General features: G+C 64.6%; 20 protein-coding genes and 1 pseudogene. 13 read left to right on the top strand and 8 right to left on the bottom strand.

The genetic code is table 11. From position 1 onward, the window contains the following. Positions 1 to 161: 161 nt before the first annotated feature. Positions 162 to 1,298 carry a phosphotransferase gene (locus tag CKV91_RS05220; RefSeq protein WP_036957290.1) on the top strand — a complete coding sequence of 379 codons (1,137 nt, stop codon included), beginning with the start codon at positions 162 to 164 and terminating at the stop codon, positions 1,296 to 1,298. A gap of 45 nt (positions 1,299 to 1,343) precedes the next feature. Here CKV91_RS05220 and pip read toward each other — a convergent pair whose 3' ends face one another. After that, positions 1,344 to 2,351, bottom strand: coding sequence for a prolyl aminopeptidase (gene pip / locus CKV91_RS05215; RefSeq protein ID WP_021105385.1), 1,008 nt, complete (start codon positions 2,349 to 2,351; stop codon positions 1,344 to 1,346). Between the two features lie 194 nt (positions 2,352 to 2,545). Here pip and CKV91_RS05210 point away from each other — a divergent pair, with 194 nt between their 5' ends. Then, the gene (locus CKV91_RS05210; protein ID WP_021105384.1) at positions 2,546 to 3,286 is read left to right on the top strand and encodes a queuosine precursor transporter; all 741 of its coding nucleotides are present in this window, start codon (positions 2,546 to 2,548) and stop codon (positions 3,284 to 3,286) included. 6 nt (positions 3,287 to 3,292) lie between these two features. On the opposite strand, the gene tgt is transcribed toward CKV91_RS05210, so the two are convergent. Continuing rightward, complete coding sequence (gene tgt, locus CKV91_RS05205; protein WP_021105383.1) at positions 3,293 to 4,537, bottom strand: tRNA guanosine(34) transglycosylase Tgt; 1,245 nt, start codon at positions 4,535 to 4,537, stop codon at positions 3,293 to 3,295. A gap of 84 nt (positions 4,538 to 4,621) precedes the next feature. Here tgt and CKV91_RS05200 point away from each other — a divergent pair. From CKV91_RS05200 to CKV91_RS05190, 3 genes and pseudogenes are all read left to right on the top strand, one after another. Beyond that, positions 4,622 to 5,455, top strand: a pseudogene (locus CKV91_RS05200) (EamA family transporter); the annotation flags it as partial. 314 nt (positions 5,456 to 5,769) lie between these two features. After that, positions 5,770 to 6,966 (top strand): UDP-N-acetylglucosamine, encoded by a 1,197-nt coding sequence (locus CKV91_RS05195; RefSeq protein WP_021105381.1) that lies wholly within the window; start codon positions 5,770 to 5,772, stop codon positions 6,964 to 6,966. A 70-nt stretch (positions 6,967 to 7,036) separates the two neighbouring features. Further along, entirely contained in the window at positions 7,037 to 7,450 is a 414-nt protein-coding gene (locus CKV91_RS05190) for a DoxX family protein (RefSeq protein ID WP_021105380.1), read from the top strand. A gap of 307 nt (positions 7,451 to 7,757) precedes the next feature. Here the strand turns inward: CKV91_RS05190 and CKV91_RS05185 are convergent, their stop codons facing one another. From CKV91_RS05185 to hrcA, 3 genes are read right to left on the bottom strand one after another with little or no spacing between them, the layout of a single operon-like run. Further along, complete coding sequence (locus tag CKV91_RS05185; protein WP_021105379.1) at positions 7,758 to 8,507, bottom strand: 16S rRNA (uracil(1498)-N(3))-methyltransferase; 750 nt, start codon at positions 8,505 to 8,507, stop codon at positions 7,758 to 7,760. Beyond that, the gene (gene dnaJ / locus CKV91_RS05180) at positions 8,504 to 9,676 is read right to left on the bottom strand and encodes a molecular chaperone DnaJ (RefSeq protein ID WP_021103039.1); all 1,173 of its coding nucleotides are present in this window, start codon (positions 9,674 to 9,676) and stop codon (positions 8,504 to 8,506) included. The genes CKV91_RS05185 and dnaJ overlap by 4 nt, the downstream gene beginning before the upstream one ends. Positions 9,677 to 9,683: 7 nt before the next feature. Next, positions 9,684 to 10,700 (bottom strand): heat-inducible transcriptional repressor HrcA, encoded by a 1,017-nt coding sequence (gene hrcA, locus CKV91_RS05175; protein WP_021105378.1) that lies wholly within the window; start codon positions 10,698 to 10,700, stop codon positions 9,684 to 9,686. A gap of 256 nt (positions 10,701 to 10,956) precedes the next feature. On the opposite strand from hrcA, the gene CKV91_RS05170 reads away from it, so the two are divergent. Continuing rightward, the gene (locus CKV91_RS05170; RefSeq protein WP_021105377.1) at positions 10,957 to 11,769 is read left to right on the top strand and encodes an MBL fold metallo-hydrolase; all 813 of its coding nucleotides are present in this window, start codon (positions 10,957 to 10,959) and stop codon (positions 11,767 to 11,769) included. A gap of 111 nt (positions 11,770 to 11,880) precedes the next feature. Here the strand turns inward: CKV91_RS05170 and CKV91_RS05165 are convergent, their stop codons facing one another. The 3 genes from CKV91_RS05165 to hemW are packed head-to-tail and all read right to left on the bottom strand — an operon-like array spanning position 11,881 to position 15,096. Further along, complete coding sequence (locus CKV91_RS05165) at positions 11,881 to 12,744, bottom strand: inositol monophosphatase family protein (protein WP_021105376.1); 864 nt, start codon at positions 12,742 to 12,744, stop codon at positions 11,881 to 11,883. Continuing rightward, complete coding sequence (locus tag CKV91_RS05160; protein ID WP_021105375.1) at positions 12,741 to 13,598, bottom strand: DUF3097 domain-containing protein; 858 nt, start codon at positions 13,596 to 13,598, stop codon at positions 12,741 to 12,743. The genes CKV91_RS05165 and CKV91_RS05160 overlap by 4 nt, the downstream gene beginning before the upstream one ends. A gap of 28 nt (positions 13,599 to 13,626) precedes the next feature. Then, entirely contained in the window at positions 13,627 to 15,096 is a 1,470-nt protein-coding gene (hemW, locus tag CKV91_RS05155; protein WP_231933693.1) for a radical SAM family heme chaperone HemW, read from the bottom strand. A gap of 152 nt (positions 15,097 to 15,248) precedes the next feature. Here hemW and CKV91_RS05150 point away from each other — a divergent pair, with 152 nt between their 5' ends. The 7 genes from CKV91_RS05150 (at position 15,249) to CKV91_RS05120 (ending at position 23,001) form a co-directional block, all read left to right on the top strand. Continuing rightward, the gene (locus CKV91_RS05150; RefSeq protein WP_021105373.1) at positions 15,249 to 16,532 is read left to right on the top strand and encodes an ABC transporter substrate-binding protein; all 1,284 of its coding nucleotides are present in this window, start codon (positions 15,249 to 15,251) and stop codon (positions 16,530 to 16,532) included. A 47-nt stretch (positions 16,533 to 16,579) separates the two neighbouring features. Further along, the gene (locus CKV91_RS05145) at positions 16,580 to 17,491 is read left to right on the top strand and encodes a carbohydrate ABC transporter permease (protein WP_095140980.1); all 912 of its coding nucleotides are present in this window, start codon (positions 16,580 to 16,582) and stop codon (positions 17,489 to 17,491) included. A 2-nt stretch (positions 17,492 to 17,493) separates the two neighbouring features. Then, entirely contained in the window at positions 17,494 to 18,327 is an 834-nt protein-coding gene (locus tag CKV91_RS05140) for a carbohydrate ABC transporter permease (RefSeq protein ID WP_036957282.1), read from the top strand. 222 nt (positions 18,328 to 18,549) lie between these two features. Continuing rightward, entirely contained in the window at positions 18,550 to 19,113 is a 564-nt protein-coding gene (locus CKV91_RS05135; RefSeq protein ID WP_051254840.1) for a rhomboid family intramembrane serine protease, read from the top strand. 404 nt (positions 19,114 to 19,517) lie between these two features. Next, entirely contained in the window at positions 19,518 to 20,423 is a 906-nt protein-coding gene (locus CKV91_RS05130) for a 1,4-dihydroxy-2-naphthoyl-CoA synthase (protein ID WP_231933844.1), read from the top strand. A gap of 38 nt (positions 20,424 to 20,461) precedes the next feature. Next, positions 20,462 to 21,688, top strand: coding sequence for an AMP-binding enzyme (locus CKV91_RS05125; protein WP_021105369.1), 1,227 nt, complete (start codon positions 20,462 to 20,464; stop codon positions 21,686 to 21,688). A gap of 143 nt (positions 21,689 to 21,831) precedes the next feature. Beyond that, positions 21,832 to 23,001: an isochorismate synthase gene (locus CKV91_RS05120; RefSeq protein WP_411430986.1), complete on the top strand. Its 1,170-nt coding sequence runs from the start codon at positions 21,832 to 21,834 to the stop codon at positions 22,999 to 23,001. Positions 23,002 to 23,265 lie beyond the last annotated feature (264 nt).

Genomic DNA, 23,265 nt, shown 5'->3' with positions numbered 1-23,265 from the left:
GTACCGTACAGCGTCGAGAACCCGAGCATCCCACCCGGCCATGACGAGACTCCCGGGGCCTGCACATCGGTGGACGTACAGTTTCAGACGCAGCGACCGGGCAGCTTGGGCTGTGGACGGCATGGGATCCGGCGAGCACTGGACGGGGAATGGAGGCACGCATGGGCATGGGGTGGATCGACGATGCCGCATATGTCCTGGGCAGTGAGCTGTCGGTGGCGCAGACGCTCGGTACGGGGATGCGCACCTCGGTGGCCCGCTGCTGGGTGGACGGTTCGACAACGGCCACTGGCGGTGCCCGCACCGTGATCGCCAAGTGCTTTCACTCCCAGGCCATGTCACACAACTCCGGTGGGTTGGGGATCGTCCGGGAGATTGCCGGGTTGCGCAGTCTGGCGAATGCACCACTGTGCTACGCGGCCGACCAGGACCTGGGCGTGGTGGTCATGGAGGATGTGCCAGGCACGAGTCTGGGAACCATTCTGGCTGGCAACGACCCCTCGGCCGCGCTGGCCGCCGCCGAGATGTGGGGACGGGCGACAGCGACTGTGATGGCGGCATCGAGGCAGGAAACTTCTGATCGCCCGACACGCGACAGGGTCGTCGCATTTCAGGACGCCATCCGTCGCCTCGACCCCCAGACACGCTCAACGGGCGGGCCAGCCTCTCCTCGTCTGCCAGCGCGTGGCCTGACGACACTGTGCGCGGCACTGGGACTCGACGTGCCCGACGATGCCGAACTCGAGATGTTCGCGGCACTACGTGGCAGTGAGACGGCTGAGGTCGTCACCCAGGCCGATCCACGTCCCGGCAATGTGCTCATCACCGATCACGCCAGATTCGTCGACTACGAAGCAGCCTCCGTTCACCACCCGGCAGTCGACGTCGTCAATCTGGTGATGCCGTGGGCCAGTTGTGATGGTCTCGTGGGAGTTCCCACAGAGTTCGTCGCTGCCGTGCGCGACGGATTCCTGGCTGGTTCCCGTCATGCTGGTTCGTGGCTGGCCGATGAACCAATGATCGGCCTGGCGGGGACGGCGGCAACACTTCAGCTGACCGAGCTGTCCCTGGACTCGCTTCGTCGAGACCGCCTGGATCAACGCAGCGACATGGCCAGGGGTGCGATGGTGTACCGCTGGTCATGGACCGCAGCACATGGCACGCTGACACCGATCATCGCCGATCTGTGCGGGCGGATGGCGCAGCGTGCAGTTCGGGACTGGGGATGGCCCGAGCACCTGAGTGTTGCACACTGTTTTTCACCCGAGAATCTCAGGTGCCAGGGACGACCGATGTGATCAAGGCCATGTCCACCCGCTTGGAGTTGGGTGGCGTCACCATCTTCACCGCCCGGCGAACTCGTCACACACCTTGACCAGTTCGGACGTGATGAGCGGCTCGAAGGCGGAGTGGCCGGCCATGACGATGCGCAGGTCCGCCGTCGGCAGGGCACGTTTGAGATCCACCGCCGTGGTCGCCGGGCAGCACATGTCGTAGCGGCCCTGGACGATGACCGTCGGGATGTCTGCCAACAGATTCGCGTTGCGGATGAGCTGGCCCTCCGTCATGAATCCGTGGTTGACGAAGTAGTGGTTCTCGATGCGGGCGAAGGCCAGGGCGTACTCGGGATCAGCCATCTCGTCGACGTGGGACTGCTGGTATCCCAGCGTCGTCGTCGCAGCCTCCCAGCTCGTCCATGCCACGGCTGCCGGTCCGTGGACGGCCGGGCTCGGGTCCCACAGCAGGTCGTAGTAGGCCGAGATGTTGTCCTGGGAGAAGTCATGGCCGGCGCGGCGCAGTGGCTCGCAGAACTTGGCCCACAGGTCCGGGAAGACGTTGGAGGCACCTTCGTTGTAGTACCAGTCCAGCTCGTTCTGGCGCAGGGTGAAGATGCCACGCAGCACGAGCTCGCTCACCGCCTCGGGATGGGTCTCGGCATAGGCCAGGGCCAGACACGAACCCCATGAACCGCCGAACACCTGCCATGTGTCGATGCCAAGTGCCGTGCGCACCCGTTCGCAGTCGTCGACGAGATTCCACGTCGTGTTGGTCGCCATGTCGGCTGACGTCTGGGCCGAGGCGATGTGCGGGGTGGACAGGCCACAGCCACGCTGGTCGATGACGACGATCCGGTAGGCCTGCGGATCGAAGAAGCGACGACGCTCGGTGCCACCACCGCCACCGGGGCCACCATGCAGGAAGATCACCGGTTTGCCCTCGGGATTGCCGCACTGCTCGACGTAGATCTGCTGGCCATCGCCCAGATCCAACATCCGGGTGTCGTAGGGCTCGATCTCGGGATACAGCTGGGCCTGCGGCTTGATGCCGAGTTCGCTCGTGGCGACGGTCATGACTCCTCCTCAGGTGTGCGGTGAGATCGACGATAGCAGCACCACCCGCCAGCCCGGCGAACCCAGCAGAGCCCGTGAGCACCAAGGCGCGGGAACGTCCTCGGCGTCATGCCGGATTGCCCCGAAAAGCGCTGGGAATGGCCCTGAGGAGTGCATTCACCGATGTCTGGCCGCGGGGCCTAAAATGCTCTGGCGTGACAACCAACGAGACCACTCGTACCCCGAGAACTGCCGTGTACGCCGATCGTGGCTCCGGCTACTTCGACATCATCCTGGCAATGATGTGCGTCACCGTGATCATCAGCAACATCGGTGGTTCCAAGGGCGTGCAACTCGGCCCGATCACCACCGACGGCGGCTTCTTCCTCTTTCCGCTCGCCTACGTCCTGGGCGACATCACCACCGAGGTGTACGGCATGAAGGCCGCCCGTCGTGCCATCGCCATGGGATTCATCATGGCCCTGATGGCGGTGCTGTGTTTCTGGGTCATCATCGCCCTGCCCGGATTCGACGACGACTACTCCCGCATGCACGACGCCCAGATCGCCGGGGCCCTGGGGCCCGTCTGGCAGATCGTCGCCGCCGGGCTGTGCGGATTCGTGTGCGGTCAACTCACGAACTCGTTCATCATGACGCGAATGAAGGACCGCTGGCTCGAACGCGGCCTCATCGGGCGTCTTATGAGCTCCACCGGCGTGGGCGAGCTCGTCGACACCGTCATCTTCTGCACCATCGCCGCCCCGGTGGTGGGCATCTCCAGCTTCGGCCAGTGGCTCAACTACGCCTTCTTCGGTTTTCTGTGGAAGACCCTCGTCGAGTACGCCTTCATCCCCGTGACGCGCCGGGTGATCGGGGTCATCAAGAAGCATGAACCGAGCTACCAAGCACGGCTGGCCGAGCAGACTGGGGCGTCCGGGCCGACAGTGCAGCGCTGAGAGGCGTCACCGTGCCGTTGGCACCAGACGTCCACCGTGGGCATTCCATCGGCCCATGAACTCTGCCTCGAAATCGTCGAGTTCGCCACTGGCCATGGCGGCACGGATGCCGTCGACCAGACGTACCGTCCACCGTTCGTTGTGGATCGTCGCCAAGGTGTTGGCGAGCAGCTCCTTGGCCTTGAAGAGGTGGTGCAGGTAGGCGCGGGTGACATGGGTGCAGGTGTAGCAGTCACAGCCCTTCTCCAACGGCCTGAAATCGTGACGGAACGGCGCGGTGTTGACGTTGTAGCGTCCGTCGGCGGTGTAAATGGCAGCATTGCGCGCCACCCGGGAGGGGTTGACGCAGTCGAAGGTGTCGGCACCGGCCCGACACGCGGCGAAGAGATCGTCGGGTTCGGAGATGCCGAGCAGGTGACGAGGACGATCCTCCGGCAACTCGTCGGCGCACCAGCCGACGATCGTGCCAAGATTGGCCTTCTCGATGGCCCCACCAATGCCGAACCCGTCGAAGCGCTGCCCCTCGACGCTCATCGAGGAGAGATCGCGGCAGGCCTTGCGACGTAGATCCTCGTACTGGGCCCCCTGGATGACGCCGTAGAGGGCCTGGTAGGGACGCTCGGCACGCTCGGCGCTCAGACGTCGATGCTCGGCCAGGCAGCGCTCGGCCCACCGCCGGGTGCGTTCCAGGGCCTCCTCCTGGTAGGCGCGGGTGTTGAGCAGGGTCGTGAGCTCGTCGAAGGCCATCATGACGTCGGCCCCCAGCCGGTGCTGGATCGACATCGAGACCTCCGGGGTGAACCGGTGCAGGTCGCCGTTGAGCGGGCTGCGGAAGGTGACACCACCGTCGTCGACCATGGCCTTGCGGTCCCGATCGGCTGCGATGACGTCGGCCTCGGTGAGCTGGGAGACGTCCATGGCAAGGGTCTTCTTGAACCCGGCCCCCAGGCTCAGCACCTGAAACCCCCCAGAGTCGGTGAAAGTGGGGCCATCCCAGGCCATGAACCGGCCCACTCCCCCGGCCTCGTCCACCAGATCGGGGCCAGGCTGCAGGAAGAGGTGGTAGGCATTGGCCAGCACGGCCTGGGCACCCAGATCGGTGAGCTGATCGGGGGTGAGCGCCTTGACGCTGGCCTTGGTGCCCACGACGATGAACGCCGGGGTCGCGATGTCGCCGTGCGGTGTGTGGATGATGCCGGTACGCCCCAACCCGTTGTCCAGCCGTGACGTCACCTGGAAGCCAAATGTCATGGCAGCCATTCTTGCAGGAATGACACCGCGGCCCATCTGGCCAGGGGGAGGAGCCACCGTGTGACGGCGAACACTACACTCCGAATGGTGAATCTCGGTGTGCTTCTCATGCTTGCCACAGCGCTGTCCGTCCAGCTGGGCGGTGCCGTCGCGGCAACCCTCATCCCCCAGGTCGGCCCGATGGGCACCGTGGCGTTGCGAATCACGATCGCCACGCTCATCATCGCCCCCATCGCTCGCCCACGACTGCGTGGCCACAGCCGCACCGACTGGATCAACGTCCTCGTCCTGGGACTGTGCCTGGGCGGCATGAACACATCGTTCTACTTCGCCCTGGGACATCTGCCCTACGGCGTGGCCGTCACCGTCGAGTTCCTGGGCCCGCTCACCTTGGCTGCCCTGGGCAGCAGGTCGTGGCGCGACGTCGTCGCCATCATCATGGCCCTGCTCGGCGTTGCTGGCGTCTCGGGAGCCATCGGAGCTCGCTGGAGCCAGTTGAGCCTGTTCGGTATCGGCATGGCACTGCTCGCCGGACTGTGCTGGGCGCTGTACGCCAAGGCGGCCCAGCGGGTGGGCGGTGCCTGGCGCCAGCTCGAGGGGCTGTGGTTCGCCATGGTGCTGTGCACCCTCATCCAACTGCCCCTCGGCATCGCGCAGGCGGGGGCGAACCTGCTGCACTCGACAACACTGCTCCTGGGGCTGACCGTCGCCATCCTCAGCTCCGCCCTGCCGTACAGCTTCGAGATGTACGCCCTGCGCCGCATCAGCACCAAGGTCTACGGCATCATCGTCGGTTTCGAACCGATGCTCGCTGCACTGGCCGGACTGGTCATCCTGCACCAACGCCTCACCGGTTGGCAGATCGGCGGAATGGCGCTGGTCATCGTGGCCGGGTGGCTCGTCCTGGCACGCGAACGTACGGGCTCGGTCAAGGTCACTGCCAGCGACGACACCATCCAACCCGAGGACTCCCCAGCACCACGACCCAACAGCCACGGTTCCCGGGCGTCCGACCGGCACACACGGCCGTGACGCCCGCCGCCCAACCAGCAAGGTGTGGCCCCCTCCCACTGCCCCCATTCATCGGCACGATTTCATCGCCTGGGCCCCTTCATCGGCCCCGATCGGTGCCGAGCCACCGATTCTCGTTGGCCATTCAGACGTCAGGCACACATTGGGTGGACGCGGATACGCTGGAACCAACACACACCTCGGCCCGGAAAGGACGACTGATGGACAATCGTGGAGCTGCAACCGTCGAGGCGCTCATCGCCAAGGGGGTCGAGATCCCCAATCCCAGCACCGTCGACATCACCGACGACGTCGATCCCGATCTCATCAGTGCCGAGGGTGTCGTCATCCATCCGGGGTGCCGGATTCGTGGTTCCCGTACCGTCATCTCGTCCGGGTCGATCCTCGGGGCCGAAGCCCCGATGACGATCGAGAACTGCCGGCTGGGCAGGAGCGTCGAGCTCAAGGGTGGATTCGCCCAGGACGCCGTCTTCCTGGACGGGGCGTCGATGGGATCGGGAGCGCATGTGCGCGGCGGATGTCTGCTGGAGGAGCAGGCGAACGGTGCACACACCGTCGGGCTCAAGCAGACGATCCTCTTCCCGTTCGTCACGCTGGGCAGCCTCATCAACTTCTGTGACGCCATGCTCACCGGCGGTACGTCACGCTCCGACCACTCCGAGGTGGGCTCGTCGTACATTCACTTCAACTTCACCCCGGACGGCGACAAGACCACGGCCTCTCTGTTCGGCGACGTACCGCGCGGGGTACTGCTCGACCAGCCCCCGATCTTCCTGGGCGGCCAGGGTGGAGCGGTCGGCCCGGTGAGGACTGGCTTCGGGACCGTCGTCGGGGCCGGCGCCGTGTTGCGAGCGGATGTGCCCGATGACGGCATGCTCGTACTGCCCGAAGCCCCGGCGGGAGTGAATCGGCCGGTGGAGACGGCTTCGTACCGCAAATTGGCAGCCGTCCTCGCCAAGAACATCACCTATCTGGGCAATCTGTCGGCCCTGGAATCGTGGTACCGCCAAGTGCGACGACTCTTCCTCACCCGACTCGAGTACGGCGACGCCATCCTGGCTGGTGCCCTGGACTGCCTGGCCTCGGCGCGTGCCGAACGAATCAAGCGACTGGGCCGTCTCATCGAGAAGGTGAGGCCAGACACCCCGGAACGTCAGGAGCTCGTCGACAATCATGCGGAGTTGCTGGCCGCGCTGACGGTTGCCGACGGACCAGCTCCAGCACACGTCATCCGCAAGTTCGGGGCGGCCTCTGGTGACGGCGTGGAATATCTGGATGCCATCGCGACATTGAATGATGAGGAACGTCATGACGTCACCGCATGGTTGAGCGCAATCGTGGCGGAGCAGCACAGGACTGCTGCGCAGACCATCCCTGCCCTGTCGGCACAGTTCTGAACGTCCGCATCATCACGCACGTCGCGTGGCACGATGGAACCACAGCATTTTCACCGCAGGAGGAGTCCACATGTCCTTGTTCAAATTTGTCGCCCGCGCCGCCGCTGCCGCCCCCATGGTCAAGGGTGGCCTCAATGCCGCACAGAACGCCGACCAGCTCACCGGGATCATCGAGGAGTTCATTGACTCCCTCCCCCAGCAGGTCAAGTCACAGCTGAGCGACGTCGAGCCGACCCTGCTCGCCAAGATCAACGGTTGCACGATGGTTGCCGCCTCCGCAGCCATGGTGCTGGGGATCAAGCCGCGCACCGCCGCCACCATTCTTGCCCTGCAGCTCGTGCCGACCACCCTTGCCGGCCATCCCTTCTGGAACTACGAGGGCGACGCCCGTGCGCAGCAGATCGACGAGTTCGTGCGCAACGTCGGCTACGCCGGCGGCCTGCTCGCCATCGCGACCGCTGCGAAGAAGTCCAAGAAGAAGTGAAACTGCGGACGTTGCCCGTCGTCGCGAGTGTGAGTCGAGGACATAACTCGAGCGACTGAGAAACCATGATTCTGGCCCCGGTTGACGCCGGGGCCGGGTCGCACACCGGCCTCTCGACATCCTCACCATCGTACCCCGACCCTTCGACATCGTCACCAGGGGCGGACCCATCACGATCACCGTGGAACCGTGAGACGGTTTTCTGCGAGAATTGACGCGGCGCCCTCGACGAGTGCCGAGCACCATGCTCGGGTGTGCCTGAACCAGGTGTCATGCACACCTGCTCACCTCACAAGGCTTCAGCCGCTCAGTCCCCCGCGAGGATCCTCAGCTGTGCCAGTCCAACCACACCAGCCGTCGAGGTGCGCAGCACCCCGTCGGAGACGAGGATCGGGAGCGCGCCGGCGTCGACGAAGGCATCCAACTCGTCGGGGCTGATGCCACCCTCGGGACCGACGATGAACATGACCTCGCCTCCAGCGGGAATCTGGCTGGGGTCCACCGTGGTCTCGGCCGATTCGTGCAGGACGAAGGTGCGTTCCGTCTTGCGGATGCGTTGGCATATCTGTCGGGTGGTGGCAAAACGCACTGGGGGGATCGTGAGCCTGCGCGACTGTTTGGTCGCCTCACGGGCGGTGGCCTGCCACTTGGCCACTCCCTTGTCCCGTTTGTCCACCGACCATCGTGAGATGGATCGGGAGGCCTGCCAGGCGATGATCTCGTCCGCGCCCATCTCGGTGAGGGTCTCCACGGCACGATCCGCGCGATCCCCCTTGGCCAGGGCTTGCACGGCCACCCAGCGGTGTGCATGCTCGGCGGATCGCAGAGTCTCCGCGACACGCACCTGCACACACCGCTTTGCGACGCCCACGACCGGCCCACGTACTGCGAGTCCCTGGCCATTGGTGACCAGGACGGATTCCCCGACCTCGATGCGTCGCACCACGGCAGCATGATGGGCCTCGGATCCCGTGATCTCCACGAGGTCGCCGACGGCCGGGGGCTGGTCACCCGACGTGGCAGGGCCCAGATCTGCGATGAAGCAGGCGTCACTCATCCGCCGAAGGCCTCACGCAGCCGGGAGAACACCTTCTTGCCCCCCGAGGAGGAGTGCACAGACACGGCCGGGCTGGTCTCCTCGCGCATCTCGGCAAGCCGATGCAGCAGTTCCTCCTGCTCGTGATCGAGCTTGGTCGGGGTCTGGACGATGACCTCGACGACGAGATCACCGCGTCCGGATGCCCGCAGGCGTGGCACACCGCGTTCCTCAATCGTCACCTTGGTCCCGGACTGGGTGCCGGCGGGTATGTCCAGATCGACGCTGCCCAGGGCCTTGTCCATGTCGTCACGATCGGCCTCGAGGGTACGTACCGGAATGGTTGTCCCCAGGGCAGCGGCCGTCATGGGCACCGAGATCGTCATCTCGAGGTTCTGCCCATTGCGACGGAACACGTCATGCCTGGCCACGGTGAGCTCCACGTAGAGATCACCAGCCGGGCCACCACCGGGGCCGACCTCCCCCTGGGACTCCAGGTGGATGCGGTTGCCATCAGCCACACCTGCTGGAATGCGCACATTGATCGTACGAGTGGTGCGTACCCGCCCCTCACCGGAGCACTCCTGGCAGGGATGGGGGATGACCGTGCCGAAACCGCGACAGACTGGGCAGGGCTGAGCGGTGCGAATGTTGCCCAGGAAGGAACGCTGCACCGAGATGACCTCACCGGAACCCTTGCAGTTCTCACAGGTCGTGGGTTGCGAACCGTCCTGGGAGCCGTTGCCCTGACATGTGGGACACACCACTGCGGTGTCGACGTCCAACGGTTTGGTGATGCCGAAGACGGCCTCGGCAAGGGTGAGGCGCAACCGCACCAGAGCGTCCTGTCCGCGCCGGGTTCGGGAGCGTGGTCCACGGCTGGATCCGCCGAACGGGCTGGCATCGCCGAACATGGCGTCGACCAGATTGGTGAAATCGAATCCACCACTGCTGAAACCGTCGAATCCGCCGCCACGGGAGTTGGGGTCACCGCCCCGGTCGAAGACGGCCCGCTTCTGCGGGTCCTGGAGCACCTCGTAGGCCTCCTGAACCAGCTTGAACTCATCCTCCGAGCCCGGTCCGGCGACATCGGGGTGCAGTTTCATCGCCTTGCGGCGATATGCCTTCTTGATCTGCTCGGCACTGGCATCCCGCGGGACGCCAAGGACCTCGTAGTAGTCCGTGCTCAATTCGCATTCATCCTTCTGCCAGGAAACGTCCGACGTAACGGGCCACGGCACGCACCGTGGCCATGGTTGACGGGTAGTCCATTCGGGTGGGCCCCACGACACCCAGGCTCGCAAGCATGTCGGCCTCACCGTAGGGGCTGGCGATGAGACTCGTCGACTGGAACGACTGATCCACGTTCTCCGAACCGATGCGCACCGTCACCTCACCCAGGTCGCCGCTCACCTCGCCCAGCAGACGCAGCAGCACCACCTGTTCCTCGAGCGCCTCCAGGATGGGCCGCACCGTGGTGGGAAACTGCGCCCCGAAGGCGGTGAGGTTCGGCACCCCGGCCACCACGACGCGAGAGGACGTGTCGGTGGCCAGCACCTCCAGGACGGCGGCTGTCACGGCGGCCGTGTGACTGGTGGCGTCGGGATGAGCACGATCCACCATCTGCGACAGCAGGTCGGCAGCCTCGGCCACGGGATGCCCCACGACCGCGGTACCGATCCGATCCCGCAGTACGAGGAGATCCTGCTCGTCATGGGCTGGCAGTTCGATGGTGCGCTGCTCGACGGTGCCGGAGGAGAGGATCACGACGACGAGGACCCGATCGGCCGACAGACTCACCAGTTCCAGGTGACGTACGGTGGCCGAAGTGGTCACCGGATACTGCATGATGGCCACCTGACGAGTGACCTGGGCCAGCAACCGCACGGTTCGGGTGACGATGTCGTCCAGGTCGACCGCACCATTCATGAAGGTGGCGATGGCCCTCTTCTCGGGTGTGGAGAGTGGCTTGACCGTTGCAATACGATCGACGAACATGCGATATCCCTTGTCGGTGGGGATCCGCCCGGCGCTGGTGTGGGGATGGGTGATGTATCCCTCGTCCTCCAGGACAGCCATGTCATTGCGCACGGTTGCCGGTGAGACCTTCAGACCATGCCTCTCGACAAGGGCCTTCGACCCCACCGGCTCCTTGCTGGAGACGTAGTCGGTGATGATGGCCTTGAGGACCTCGAGCTTGCGATCGTCAAGCACTTGTTCCTCCTCATCTGGTGGTCTCGCCCACATGCGCCGACTTCGCGACGAGTACACGTCTCGCACACGTGCACCACAGATTCTGGCACTCAACGTGTGCGAGTGCCAGTCTAGTGGCCCGGGAACGGGATTCCACCCTGCTGGTCCCGAGCAGCGAGCCGTGCAGCCCGGCCACTCACCCAGAGCCGGCGTCCGCATCCCTCTCAGGTCATCACCGTGATCGACGCGGCCAGATGGGCATGAGACAATCCACACCATGGCATCTGACATTCAGTGGTGTGCTGTGAGCTCCCATGTGTGGACGACGAGGGTCGACCCCGAGTCGGTGACCATCGGCCTGGTCATGGGATCGGAACACCTGCTCATGGTTGACTCCGGGTCGACATCCCAGCAGGGGCACGACCTGGCCCTCTCGGCAGCCATGGCCTTGGGCAGGCCGGTGGACCGACTGGTCATCACCCATCACCACGACGACCACGTCGGTGGCCTGCGCGGCGTGGCCCGGTGCGCGAAGGAGTCGGGGGTCGCCGTGGAGTCCTGGATGCACCGCACTGCTGTCGAGCACGGCCCCACCCCCGCCATCGACCATCCCATCTCGCTGATGGCGTACCTGGATCTGGGAGGTGTCACCGCCGAGATCCTGCACCCGGGGGCGGCACACACCGACGGTGATCTCACCGTTCGGGTTCCGGAGGACCACATCACCTTCATGGGTGATCTCATCGAGACCTCCGGGCCACCACAGGCCGACTCGACGACCGACTTCTGGGACTGGGCGGGAGCCATCGACATGGTGATGAACGTCACGGACGCCAAGGACCGCTACATTCCCGGTCATGGCGACCCGACCGACGACCAGGGCGTCATGGCGCAGCGCAACGCCATCTGGGGGCTCGTCAGCGCAGTGCGGGAGGCCATGGAGCATGGCCGGGCACCCGAGTCCGCACTCGACGACATTCCCGCAGGGCTGGATCGTGCCACGGTGACCGGGTGGATCGCACCGATCACAGATCAACTGACTGCCCGGGGAATCACCCGCGAGGGACTGCTGCCGCTCACCAACCGGTGACGCGGGGCGTGCCTCACCACCTCACCAACGAAACGACGTTCGTTCCGCGAGCACCGCAGAGTCGATCATGGACATCCCCTCATACTGCGCGGTGCGGCAGTGACGACCACGTCAGTTCTCCTCCAACGCCTGGGCGGCGATCTGCCAGGACCGCTCATCGCTGGCCGCGATGATGACGCCACGTTGTTTGGTGTGTCGCGCGGTGTAGTCCGCTCCGCCGGCGACGCGCACCACTCCCCCGCACTCGGTGACCATGAGGGATCCGGGCAGATGGTCCCAAGGATGGATGTGGAACCAGCAGGCCACGTCCTGCTCCCCCAGACAGATCAGCGGATAGTCCACGCCACAGCAGGAATGTGCTTCCGCCCACGTGAGTGACGCACTCGACCGCCGGTTGTGGGGGTAGGCCGTCACGGCACGGACCACGTTCCGGTTGGCAGTCACCTGCCGAGCGGAATCCGGGAGGCTGAGCAGCTGGGCCGAGTCCGGAACGTCGGGTTCGATCGTCTCTGAGGCAGGATGCCGCCGATTCGGCGTCACCGGTTCACCGTCGCAGACGAGCCCGTTGCCACGCTCGGCGATCCACATGTGCCCCAGCTGCGGCTGCCAGATCCATGACCGGGTCGTCACCCCGTGCTGCACCTCGGCGACCATGACGGCATGATGCGTCGACCCGTTGACGTAGTTCTTCGTCCCATCGATGGGGTCGATGACCCAGGCCAGCTCGGCGGTGGGAAGCTCCTGCAGCACCGAGGCATCATCATGCACCGATTCCTCACCGACGACGATCCCGCCACCGGCAGAGGTCAACAGGCGCGACAGTTCGCCTTCCGCCTGACGATCGAGGTCCGTGACGAGGTCGCCGGGTGCCTTCTCGTGAATCTGGTCGGGGGAAAGCCGCCGAAACCCCGGATCGATCACTCGTGCGCTGACCCCACGAATGATCTCGGCAACCTCGGCAGTCGTGACACTCACTGCAATTCCTCCAGATGATCGGCCGTGACGAAGTCGATGAGCTTCTCCATCTCCATGTTGAACCTGGGATCGAGATCGTGCCAGTCGCGCACTCGCCCAAGAATCGCCTGCCAAGCCTTGCCGACGTCCTTCTGGCTCTGGTGTGGCAGCCCCAACCGTTTGAGGGTGCCCAGCTTGAAGTCCTCGTCCATGGGCACCTCGGGCCAGGTCTTGCGGCCAATCCGCTCCGGTTTGATCGCCTGCCAGATGTCGATGAAACGATGGCCCGTGATCATGACGTAGTCACCGTAGCCACCGCGTCGCACCTCCTCGGCCACCCGGGACTCCTTGGTGCCAGCGACGAGATGGTCGACGAGCACCCCCAGCCGGTGCCCTTTCCTGGGGCGAAACTGCGCGACGATGTCGACGAGATCGTCCATGCCGCCCATGTACTCCACGACGACGCCGACGTGGCGTAGGTCGTCTCCCCAGATCTTCTCGACCAGCTCGGCGTCATGACGCCCTTCGACGTAGATGCGTGAGGGAAGGGCGATTCGGGATGGCTCAGGCTCGTCACTCACCAGCGACCCGGAGGCGGTGTGGGTCGGGCGAGCCGCACCCTGACGTGGCGGGACGCGCAGGGTGACGGGTTTGCCGTCGATCCAGAATCCCGGCCCCACCGGGAAGGATCGGTGATGACCACGGCGGTCCTCGACGACCACGAGCCCGTTCTCCCAGCCGACGATGGCCCCCACATAGCCCGATGAGGGGTCCTCGACAACCATTCCCAGCTCCATGGGCACGTCGACGCTGGTGGGTCTGCCCGCTTTCTGCCAGCCGGGCACCAACACGTCCTTGCCGTATCGATCAATCACCGTTCAAGCCTATCGAGAGGTGCAGGGTTCAGTCACCGGCAAGGAGCAGGTCGGTGATGATGCGATCGGCGACGAGTCGTCCGTCCAGGGTGAGCTGCAACCGCCCCCCGATGATCTCGCCCTGGCCTCGTTCGACGATCTGTCCGACGAATCTGCGTTCGGCTGGGGTGAGCCGGGACAGTTCCAGCCCGTCGGCAAGTCGGAGCTGCAACAGGACGGTCTCCTCATGGCGTTGCTCGTCGGTGAGGCGTTCGCTTCCCTCGATGGGCAGCCGTCCTGCCATGAGTGCCTCGTGGTAGCGCCTGGGGTGCTTGACGTTCCACCACCGCACACCGTTGACGTGGGAGTGTGCACCAGGCCCCACGCCCCACCAGTCGCGCCCGAGCCAGTAGCCCATGTTGTGTCTGCTGCGGTGATCGCGCCCGGCGCGGGGGCGAGCCCAGTTGGAGATCTCATAGTTGACGAATCCCGCCTCGGTGAGCACCTGCTCGGTGATGAGGTACTTGTCGGCCAGATCGTCCTCGTCGGTCATGGGCAGTTCGCCACGGCGTACCCGAGCCGCGAATCGGGTTCCCTCCTCGACGATGAGCGAGTAGGCGGACAGGTGGTCCACATCCGCCTCCAGAGCCGATTCGAGGCTGGCTCGCCACGAGTCGACGGATTCCCCGGGAGTGCCGAAGATGAGGTCGAGCGAGATGTCGTCGAATCCCACCTCACGGGCCAGACGCGCCATGTGCACCGCCCGTTGTGGGGTGTGGTGGCGATCCAGCAGGGCCAGGACGCGCTCGTCGGCGGACTGCATGCCCATGGACAGCCGATTGACACCACCCTCGAGCAGGCCGTTGAGCACCTGGGCGTCCAAGGTTTCCGGATTGGCCTCGGTCGTCACCTCGGCATCCGGGCACAGACCCCACAAATCGCGCACATGCCCAACGAGCTCACCCAGTTGCGAGGGGCGGAGCATGGTGGGGGTGCCCCCACCGAAGAACACCGTGCTCACCGGGGGCACGTCGGCACCATGCCCATGCTTGTCAGCCCCGTCCGTGGGAATTTCTCCCCTCGGCACGTCGGCCCCACGTCGTTGCATACCGTGGGACAGATGCGCTGCAGCAAGGTCCAGCTCACGATGTGCCGCGGCGAGGTAGTCATCCACCGCAGTACTCCCCATCGACGAGAGCACATAGGTGTTGAAGTCGCAGTAGCCGCACCGACTCGAGCAGAACGGCACGTGCAGATAGACCCCCCACGGCTCGCTGACTGCGAGCTCGACGTCTTCTCCTCTGGCGGTTCCCGAGGATCCGCCAGCGTTGCCGGAGCGGGGATCGGCAGAATCACGGCGGGTTCCCGTCACCGGGGCTTCCCCAGCCATCCGCACCGACGTCGTTGCCCTCTCGCAGGTCGCCGGGACGTCCGGCGCACAGGGCCCGTCATCAGGGCTGGCACACGCCTTGTCGCAGCCAGGATGTCCTCCCGGCAACTGCAACGGCTCTTCAGACATGACGTCTCCCAATCGACGAGGATGCACCCGTGGTATTTCTGCGTGTGCGCAGCGACGATCCCACATCACGTGTCACCACGCGAGTTGACCAACACAAAATCCACACGGGTCATTGAACATGTCGCGGCGCCATTCGGGTTACCCTGTGCACCATGAACATTTCTCGACGTCATCTGCTGGGCGGAATAGCCGCAACCGCCGTCCTGTCCGCATGTGGATCCAACTCCGGTGGCGTCGACAATGGGTCGGCCAATGCCTCCAGCCGAACCGGCACGGCAAAACTCACCCAGTGGTACCACGAGTACGGTGAGAAGGGCGTCCGGGACGCCGTGCAGCGTTACGCCGCCGACTACAAGAAGTCCGAGGTCTCCGTGAAGTGGAACCCGGGCGATGCCTACATGAAACTGCTCTCGACGACGCTGCTGTCGGGATCGGGAGTGCCAGACGTCTTCGAGTCCGAGAACGGCGCCACCCTTGACATGATCCAGCAGGGCCAGGTCACCGATCTCACCGAGCTCATCGGCGATGACAAGGACAAGTTCTCCTCCCGCGTCCTGGATCGCATGACCTTGAACGGCAAGATCTACGCCATCCCGATGGCGGTGGACATGCAGATGCTGTACTACCGTCCGTCGCTGCTGGAGAAGGCCAAGGTGTCGGCTCCCAAGACCTTTGCCGAACTCGCCGAGGCCGCCAAGGCCGTCCGGACCGACTCCATGGGAGGGTTCTTCGCCGGCAATGACGGTGGTCTCGGGGTGCTCGCCAACCAGATCATCTGGTCCTGCGGCCTGGAGCAGCTCAACTCCGAACGCACCGACCTGGGCTTCCTGGAGAAGGAGTTCTTCGACGCCGTCACCGCATTCCGGGAGTTCTTCAACTCCGGCGCCCTGCTGCACAGTGCCTCCAAGGACTGGTTCGACGCCTCCCCGTTCGTCAACGAGGAGACCGCCATGCAATGGGGCGGCCTGTGGTCGCTCAACGACGTGAAGAAGAAATGGGGCGAGGACGTCGGCGCCGTCGCCTTCCCGGCCTTCGGCTCCACCGGACGCCAGTCGGTGCCGTTCGGTGCCTTCGGTTCCTGCGTGGCAACAGTGGGTGCCAACAACGACGTCGAGGCCGCCAAGGCGTTCAACCGGTGGCTGTGGATCGATCAGACCGACAAGCAGGTTGACTTCGCCGACTCCTATGGAACGCACGTGCCCGCTCGCACCGACCTGGTCTCCCAGGCCACCCAGATCTCCGAGGGGATCGGCAAGCAGGCCGCCACCATGGTCGACGAGTGCGGTCACGCCTCCGACCTGTTCTGGACCAGCGCCATTGCCGAGGCCTTCAACGCCGCCCTGACCAACGTCGTCAAGAAGGGTGCCGAGCCCAGGAAGGCCTTCGAACAGGTGCGCCGGACCGCGCGCACCGAGCTGGAGCGCGTCAAGAAGTGAGCCATCCTCATGCAGCAAGGAAGACGCACTCACAACACGAGAGAACCTTGGTTGCCCGTCTGCGCGGTCGTCAGGGACGCAACCTGTGGTTCGGGTTGTTCATCGCACCATTTCTCATTGGTCTGATCGTCTTCGTCTACGTCCCGATCGGCTGGAGCGCCGTTCTGTCGTTCTTCGACGCCCGGGCCACCTTGCACCCGACGACATTCGTGGGGTGGCGCAACTACCGGTACCTGCTGTCGGACCCCCTGTTCCGCGACTCACTGCTGGTGTTCACCGTCTTTGCCCTGTTCATCGTCCCGCTGACATATCTCTGTTCCTTGGCGCTGGCCCTTGCGCTGGACAATGTCACCCGGTTTCGGGCTTTCTTCCGCTCGGCATTCTTTCTTCCGGCAGCCTGCTCGTACGTCGTCGCGGCGATGGTGTGGCGGCTGAGTTTCTTCAATGGCGCCCGGTTCGGGTTCGTCAACTCCATCCTGCACCGGTTCGGCGCCGATCAGATCAATTGGCTCGGCGGACAGGGCTACTGGTACTGGATCGCTCTGGTCTCGCTGCGCCTGTGGCTGCAGGTGGGCTACTACATGATTCTGCTCATAGCTGGGCTCAATCGTATTTCGCCGAGCACCTATGCGGCTGCGGCCCTCGACGGGGCCGGACGGTGGCAGACCCTGCGTCACATCACCCTGCCGCAGTTGCGCGCCACCTCGGCAGCCGTCCTCATACTGCTGCTCATTGGCGCCTTCCATGCCTTCGACGAGTTCTACAACATGCTTGCCAGTGCTGGCGCCTACCCACCGTATGCCCGTCCACCACTGGTGCACCTGTACTCGATCAGTGTTGGCGGGGCCCAGCAGGACCTGGGACTCGGTGGTGCCGGAACCGTCATCCTCACTGCCGTCATCGTCGTGTTCGGAGTGCTCCAGAATCGTCTCACGGGAATGGGTAGGAGGATGTCATGAACATGGTGCGTGGTCATCGTGGCAAGGGGCTGCACCTGGCGAAAGTCGTCCTCCTGTTCCTTCTTGCGCTGCTGTTCCTCCTGCCGTTCTACGTCATCTTCCGCAATGCGTTCACCAGCGAGGAAGGTTTTGTCTCGGCCCAGTGGACGTGGGTCCCGGACAATCTGCACATCAGTGTTCTCTCCGAGCTCTTCGACGATCCGGACCTGGATTTCGCCTCGGCCATGGTGCATTCTGCCGTGCAGTCGGTGGGCCAGACGGTGTTGACGATCCTGGTGAGCTTCATGGCTGGCTACGCTCTGGCCCGATTCGACAACAAGGTGGCCGATGTCGTTGTCAAACTCACGGTGCTCACCCTCATGGTTCCCACCGCCGTCACCTTCGTGCCGAGTTTCATCATGACGAGTCAGCTGGGATGGATCGACTCCTATCGCGGGCTCATCATCCCCATGTCATTCTCCGCCTTTGCCACCTACCTCTTTCGCGCCAGTCTCATGGAATTTCCCCAGGAGCTGGAGGAGGCCGCATTGTTGGATGGGGCAAATCCGTGGACGACGATGTGGCGTATCGTTGCACCCAATTGTCTGGGCATCATTGCTGCGGTGTCCACCATCACGTTCATTGGCGCATGGAATGCCTTTCTGTGGCCGCTGCTGGTGGCCCGTGACAACACCCACACCGTACAGCTGACCCTCAGCTCGTTCATGACGAGTCAGGGGGTGGACTACTCCCGACTGTTCGCCGGAGCCCTGGTGGCCGTCCTTCCGGTGGCCATCGTCTTCCTGTTCCTGCAACGTTTCCTCGTGCAGGGCATCGAGACCTCTGGCCTGGACTGACCTCGCAGCCTGACCCCCACCATGGTTCGGGAAGCTACACGCCCGTCCACGACCACACCGTTTCCGACACACAGCACCGACCGAACACATCGTGAGACCACCCACCCAGTTGAACCCATCACGCACACTGAAGACATGGAGACTGTTGACATGAGCACCTTGACGCCGCGTGAACCTGCGCCGCCCTCGCGCATGCACAATGCCTTGTCCAGTGGGGCAACCATGCTGGGCATCGTCGCCATCATGTGGATCCTGGAGGGGATCGACGTCGTCCTGGGCAACAGTCTCGACAACCTGGGGATCCACGCCCACACCAGCGCCGGGCTGTGGCAGATCTTCCTGGCACCGTGGCTGCACTACGGATGGGCACACCTCACCAGCAACTCCGTGCCGCTGTTCGTCCTGGGTTGGCTGGTCCTGGTGCGATCCAGGCGGGACTGGGCAATTTCCGCCGTCGTCATCATCATCTGCTCCGGGCTGGCAGCCTGGGCATTCAGCCCGCCGGGATCGATCACCCTGGGGGCCTCCGGGGTGATCTTCGGTTGGCTGGCGTTCCTGCTCGTCAAGGGCCTGTTCACACACAAACTCAGTGACATCGTCATCGCGGTGATGGTCTTCCTGGTGTACGGATCGGTGTTGTGGGGAGTGCTTCCCGGCACGTCCGGGGTGTCGTGGCAGGGCCACATGGGTGGTGCCATCGGCGGTGTCGCCTCCGCCTCGCTGCTGCACCGTCATCGAGAGCCAGCAGCGGTGACCAGCTCGTACCCCACCAACCCGTACCGATGAAATACCGATGGTGCCTGTGAAGGACCGACGGGGTCAGGGGTGCGCCAGCCATCTTCATGGATTTCTCTCGCGCCCCTCGAGTCAGCACCTCATGATCGACAGATCTGTGCACCGATGACATGGTCTGCCTCGCGCCCCCGAGTCAACGCCTCATGGGTACGCACCACGCATGTGTGAGCTGCCTCGGTGGGTGACGATGGATCACCGGTTCATCGCCCCACCCGTGCCATGGACTCCAGGCCCATGACCCCCAGCCCCGGTGACCACGGGATCAGGGCGCGACACGTTGATTCCTTGGCCGGGGCGACAGCCGTGGTAACTTCACGAGGGTGAGTAGCCTGCCCTTCGTCTCCGACACCTTTGCCGCCGATCGGTGGCGTCAGATGGACGTCGACCTGACCGACATGACCTTTCACCGTCTCATCTCGCGTGGGGAGGTCGATGGTGCACCGGCAGGTGAGGACCTGCCCGTCATGCGAATCGCCTTCGACCGGCCCAGCCTGCGCAATGCCTTCCGCCCGCACACCGTTGACGAGCTCTACCGTTGCCTGGACATCGCACGGTGTTCTCCCGACGTGGCAGCCGTCATCCTCACCGCCAATGGCCCCTCCCCCAAGGACGGCGGGTACTCGTTCTGCTCGGGTGGCGACCAGCGCATTCGGGGGGCGGCTGGCTACCAGTACGAGACGACGCAGAGTTCCTCCGACGACGACCTGGCCACCTCGGCACGTCGGGAACGCATCGAGAAGGGCAAGCTCGGCCGGCTGCACATCCTCGAGGTGCAGCGGCTCATGCGCGCCACCCCCAAACCGATCATTGCCGCCATCCCCGGCTGGACCACCGGGGGCGGGCACTCCCTCATGGTGGTGGCCGACCTTGCCGTGGCGAGCCGGGAGCATGCGCAGTTCAAGCAGGTCGACGCCAATGTGGGGTCCTTCGACGCAGGGTACGGATCGGCTCTGCTGGCCCGCCAGGTGGGCGACAAGCGTGCCCGTGAGATCTTCATGCTGGCGCAGACCTACGACGCCGAACAGGCCGAGAGCTGGGGCGTCATCAACCGTGCCGTGCCGCACGTCGAACTGGAGACCACAGCAATCGACTGGGGTCTCACGATCGCCGGGAAATCACCGCAGGCCATTCGGATGCTCAAGTATGCCTTCAACATGGTCGACGACGGCATCGCAGGCCAGCAGGCCTTCGCCGGTGAGGCCACCCGACTGGCCTACATGACCGAGGAGGCCCAGGAGGGCCGGGACTCCTTCCTGGAGCACCGCCCGGCGAACTGGTCGTCGTTCCCCTACTACTTCTGAGCTCCCCCACGTGCATCGACTGGAAGGACGGGCATCCCATGGGAATTGAGCTCACCGCTCGGGTACGAGCGATTCCGGTGGCTCGCACTGCCGAGGACGTCGCTTGGCTTGCCGGACGCCTGGAGAAGTTCTTCGCAGGCGCCACGAATGCCATCTACGCTCCGGTCGGAGGCGACGAGAATCCGGTGACCGTGTTGCAGGACGTCGAGGCCCGCACGGTGTGGATGCCCGAGGACGCCGGACTCATCATGCGTACCTCCGGGTCGACGACCGGGTCGGGACGACTCGTGGGTCTGTCGGCGGCTCAGATGCGCGCCTCCGCTGCAGCGACCGAGGCACGGCTGGGTGGACCGTGCAGCTGGGTGCTCGCCCTGGCCCCGCATCACATCGCTGGTCTGCAGGTCGTGGCTCGGGCCCTGCTCAGCGAACGTGAGGTCGTCACCTGCGAGAGCAGGGTGGATGCCGAATCCATCGTTGCGGCCATTGACCGGGCACATGCCGCACATCCCGACGGCCGGGTGGCGGTCTCCCTGGTGCCCACCCAGCTCGCCAGGCTCCTCGCCGACGAGCAGGCGACGGCAGCCCTGGCTCGGTGCACCGCCGTGCTGCTGGGCGGCGCCGCCGCATCACAGGAGTTGCTGATCCAGGCGGATGCCGCGGCAATCACCGTGCTCACCACCTATGGCATGAGCGAGACGTGCGGCGGGTGCGTCTACGACGGCGTGCCGCTGGAGGGAGTACAGGTCGATCTTGCCGCGGACGGGCGGATCGGCATCAGTGGCCCGATGGTCATGAGCGGGTACCTTGACGAGGGACCGGTGGGCGAACGGCTGGTCACCAACGACCTGGGCCACTGGCAGGACGGTCGCCTCATCATCGACGGCCGTGCCGACGACGTCATCAACTCCGGAGCACTGAAGATCCCGGCCGACGTGGTGGCCAGGGAGATCATGGCCACCGGCATGGTGCGTGAGGCAGTCGTCGTCGGAATTGACGATGACACCTGGGGCCAGATGGTGTGCGCCGTCGTCGTACCGGGCCGTGGTTGGAAGGGTTCGCAGGAATTACGCAACCTGGTGGGGCGTCGCATTGGCCGGGTCCGCTCCCCCCGCGTCGTCGTCGAAACGGACGACCTACCCATGCTGGCTTCCGGCAAGGTCGATCGCAAGGCTGCGACCCTGCTCGCCCAGCAGCGGACGGCCGAGGGAATGGCCTGGTTGGCCACCTCGAACGAGAACGACTCCGCCCCTGCCGACACACGATGAGGTACCACATGACCGTTCTGCCCTGTTCCGACGGAATCACCGCACTGCCGGGTGCGCAATGGCTGGCGGAGGTGCTGGCCTGGGTTCCCGATGGTGTCGATCCGTGGGTGTGGTTGGCCCCGGACGAGGACGACGCCCCGGCCATGGTGGCCTGGTACGAGCAGTGCCGCTTCACCGCACGCGGTGAGAATGGGATCGAGCAGGCTTGGCGGCAGATGGTCGACTGGGCCCGGGAACAGCCCGAGGGCACATGCCCCATTGCGATTGGTTCCTTTCCCTTCGATCGGTCAGACGGTGGATTCCTCGTCGTTCCGCAGGTACTCATCATGCGTCGTCATGTGGGCGCCCCGACTCAGGTCTTCGGGGCCGAGGAACCGTTGACACGCGCCAGGACGTGCTGGCCACACGACGACAGTCACGCTGCGGCGCGGCCTGTCGACGGCAACCTCGAGATCGATGGGCTGAGCAGCGAAGCTTCGTCGCTGTGTCGCGAGACCGTAGGTGCGAATGGACACATCGTCACGTCCACACCAGTGATCACCGAGGAGGAGTGGACGACGACCGTCCATCGTGCGGTCGACGAACTCACCTCCGATCGGGGACTGCAAAAGGTCGTCCTGGCTGGGGCGCAGGACCTCACCAGTGACGTGCCCATGAATCGCTCACACGTGGCTGCAACCCTGGCAAGGCGTTTCCCGGGATGCTGGACCTACAGCGCCGACGGTCTGGTGGGTGCCACCCCGGAGCTGCTCGTCGACTGCAGGGACGGCCTGTTCCGTTCCCGGGTGCTTGCTGGAACGCGCAAACCCGAATGGGCCGACGAGCTGCTCGATGATCCGAAGGAACAGCATGAGCACGAACTCGCAGTGACTTCGGTACTGGACAAGCTGGCTGACGCCGGGGTCGGCACGCCTGCGGTTCACGGACCGTTCCAGCTGCGACTGACCAACGTCGTGCACTTGGCGACCGACATCACCGCGCACGTCGACGGGTCGAATGCCGCCCGGATTGTTGACGCCATGCACCCCACTGCCGCGGTGTGTGGTGCGCCCCGAGGTCAGGCTCGTGAACTCATTGCCGAGGTGGAGACGTTGGATCGCGGACGTTTTGCCGGGCCCGTGGGGTGGATGGACACCACCGGAGCAGGCCAGTGGGCGTTGGCGCTACGCTGCGGACAGTTCAGCACGGATTCTCATCAGGTTCGTCTCTTTGCCGGGGCAGGCATCATGCCCACCTCGGACCCGCACCATGAGTGGATCGAGATCGGGGCGAAGATGCAGGCCTTCTCCTCCGTCCTGGAGACCCAGCACTGAGAATCAAGGAGATCTGGCCCACGACTGTCAGCTCGCCCAAGGCGATCAGAAACCTTCTGCACTCACTCTCGATTTTGAAGGTGTAGTCAGGTTTTCGAGTCCGCTCACGTCACTTCGCAGTCATCAGCTGACAGGATCCAGCTCACTCAATCAATGAGACATTGAACCACGTGTTCGGGAAGACAGGCCGAGAGATATGCACGATCGTGCAATGGAGAAGGGAAGACACTGCACATAATATATGGTCTTCCGCATTCACCATCA

Source organism: Cutibacterium granulosum (assembly GCF_900186975.1).
GTDB classification, from domain to species: Bacteria; Actinomycetota; Actinomycetes; order Propionibacteriales; family Propionibacteriaceae; genus Cutibacterium; species Cutibacterium granulosum.
Note: the sequence above shows the minus strand (reverse complement) of the source record. Positions and strands in the feature narration are given on the sequence as shown.

Bases quoted from the DNA above. Each gene is read 5' to 3' on its own strand.
- CKV91_RS05220 (WP_036957290.1), top strand. From the start codon at position 162: ATGGGCATGGGGTGGATCGACGATGCCGCATATGTCCTGGGCAGTGAG.
- hemW (WP_231933693.1), bottom strand. From the start codon at position 15,096: ATGTCTGAAGAGCCGTTGCAGTTGCCGGGAGGACATCCTGGCTGCGAC.
- CKV91_RS05195 (WP_021105381.1), top strand. From the start codon at position 5,770: ATGGACAATCGTGGAGCTGCAACCGTCGAGGCGCTCATCGCCAAGGGG.
- CKV91_RS05140 (WP_036957282.1), top strand. From the start codon at position 17,494: ATGGTGCGTGGTCATCGTGGCAAGGGGCTGCACCTGGCGAAAGTCGTC.
- CKV91_RS05190 (WP_021105380.1), top strand. From the start codon at position 7,037: ATGTCCTTGTTCAAATTTGTCGCCCGCGCCGCCGCTGCCGCCCCCATG.
- CKV91_RS05120 (WP_411430986.1), top strand. From the start codon at position 21,832: ATGGTGGCCTGGTACGAGCAGTGCCGCTTCACCGCACGCGGTGAGAAT.
- tgt (WP_021105383.1), bottom strand. From the start codon at position 4,537: ATGACATTTGGCTTCCAGGTGACGTCACGGCTGGACAACGGGTTGGGG.
- CKV91_RS05185 (WP_021105379.1), bottom strand. From the start codon at position 8,507: ATGAGTGACGCCTGCTTCATCGCAGATCTGGGCCCTGCCACGTCGGGT.
- CKV91_RS05135 (WP_051254840.1), top strand. From the start codon at position 18,550: ATGCTGGGCATCGTCGCCATCATGTGGATCCTGGAGGGGATCGACGTC.
- CKV91_RS05125 (WP_021105369.1), top strand. From the start codon at position 20,462: ATGGGAATTGAGCTCACCGCTCGGGTACGAGCGATTCCGGTGGCTCGC.
- CKV91_RS05170 (WP_021105377.1), top strand. From the start codon at position 10,957: ATGGCATCTGACATTCAGTGGTGTGCTGTGAGCTCCCATGTGTGGACG.
- pip (WP_021105385.1), bottom strand. From the start codon at position 2,351: ATGACCGTCGCCACGAGCGAACTCGGCATCAAGCCGCAGGCCCAGCTG.
- CKV91_RS05130 (WP_231933844.1), top strand. From the start codon at position 19,518: ATGACCTTTCACCGTCTCATCTCGCGTGGGGAGGTCGATGGTGCACCG.
- CKV91_RS05150 (WP_021105373.1), top strand. From the start codon at position 15,249: ATGAACATTTCTCGACGTCATCTGCTGGGCGGAATAGCCGCAACCGCC.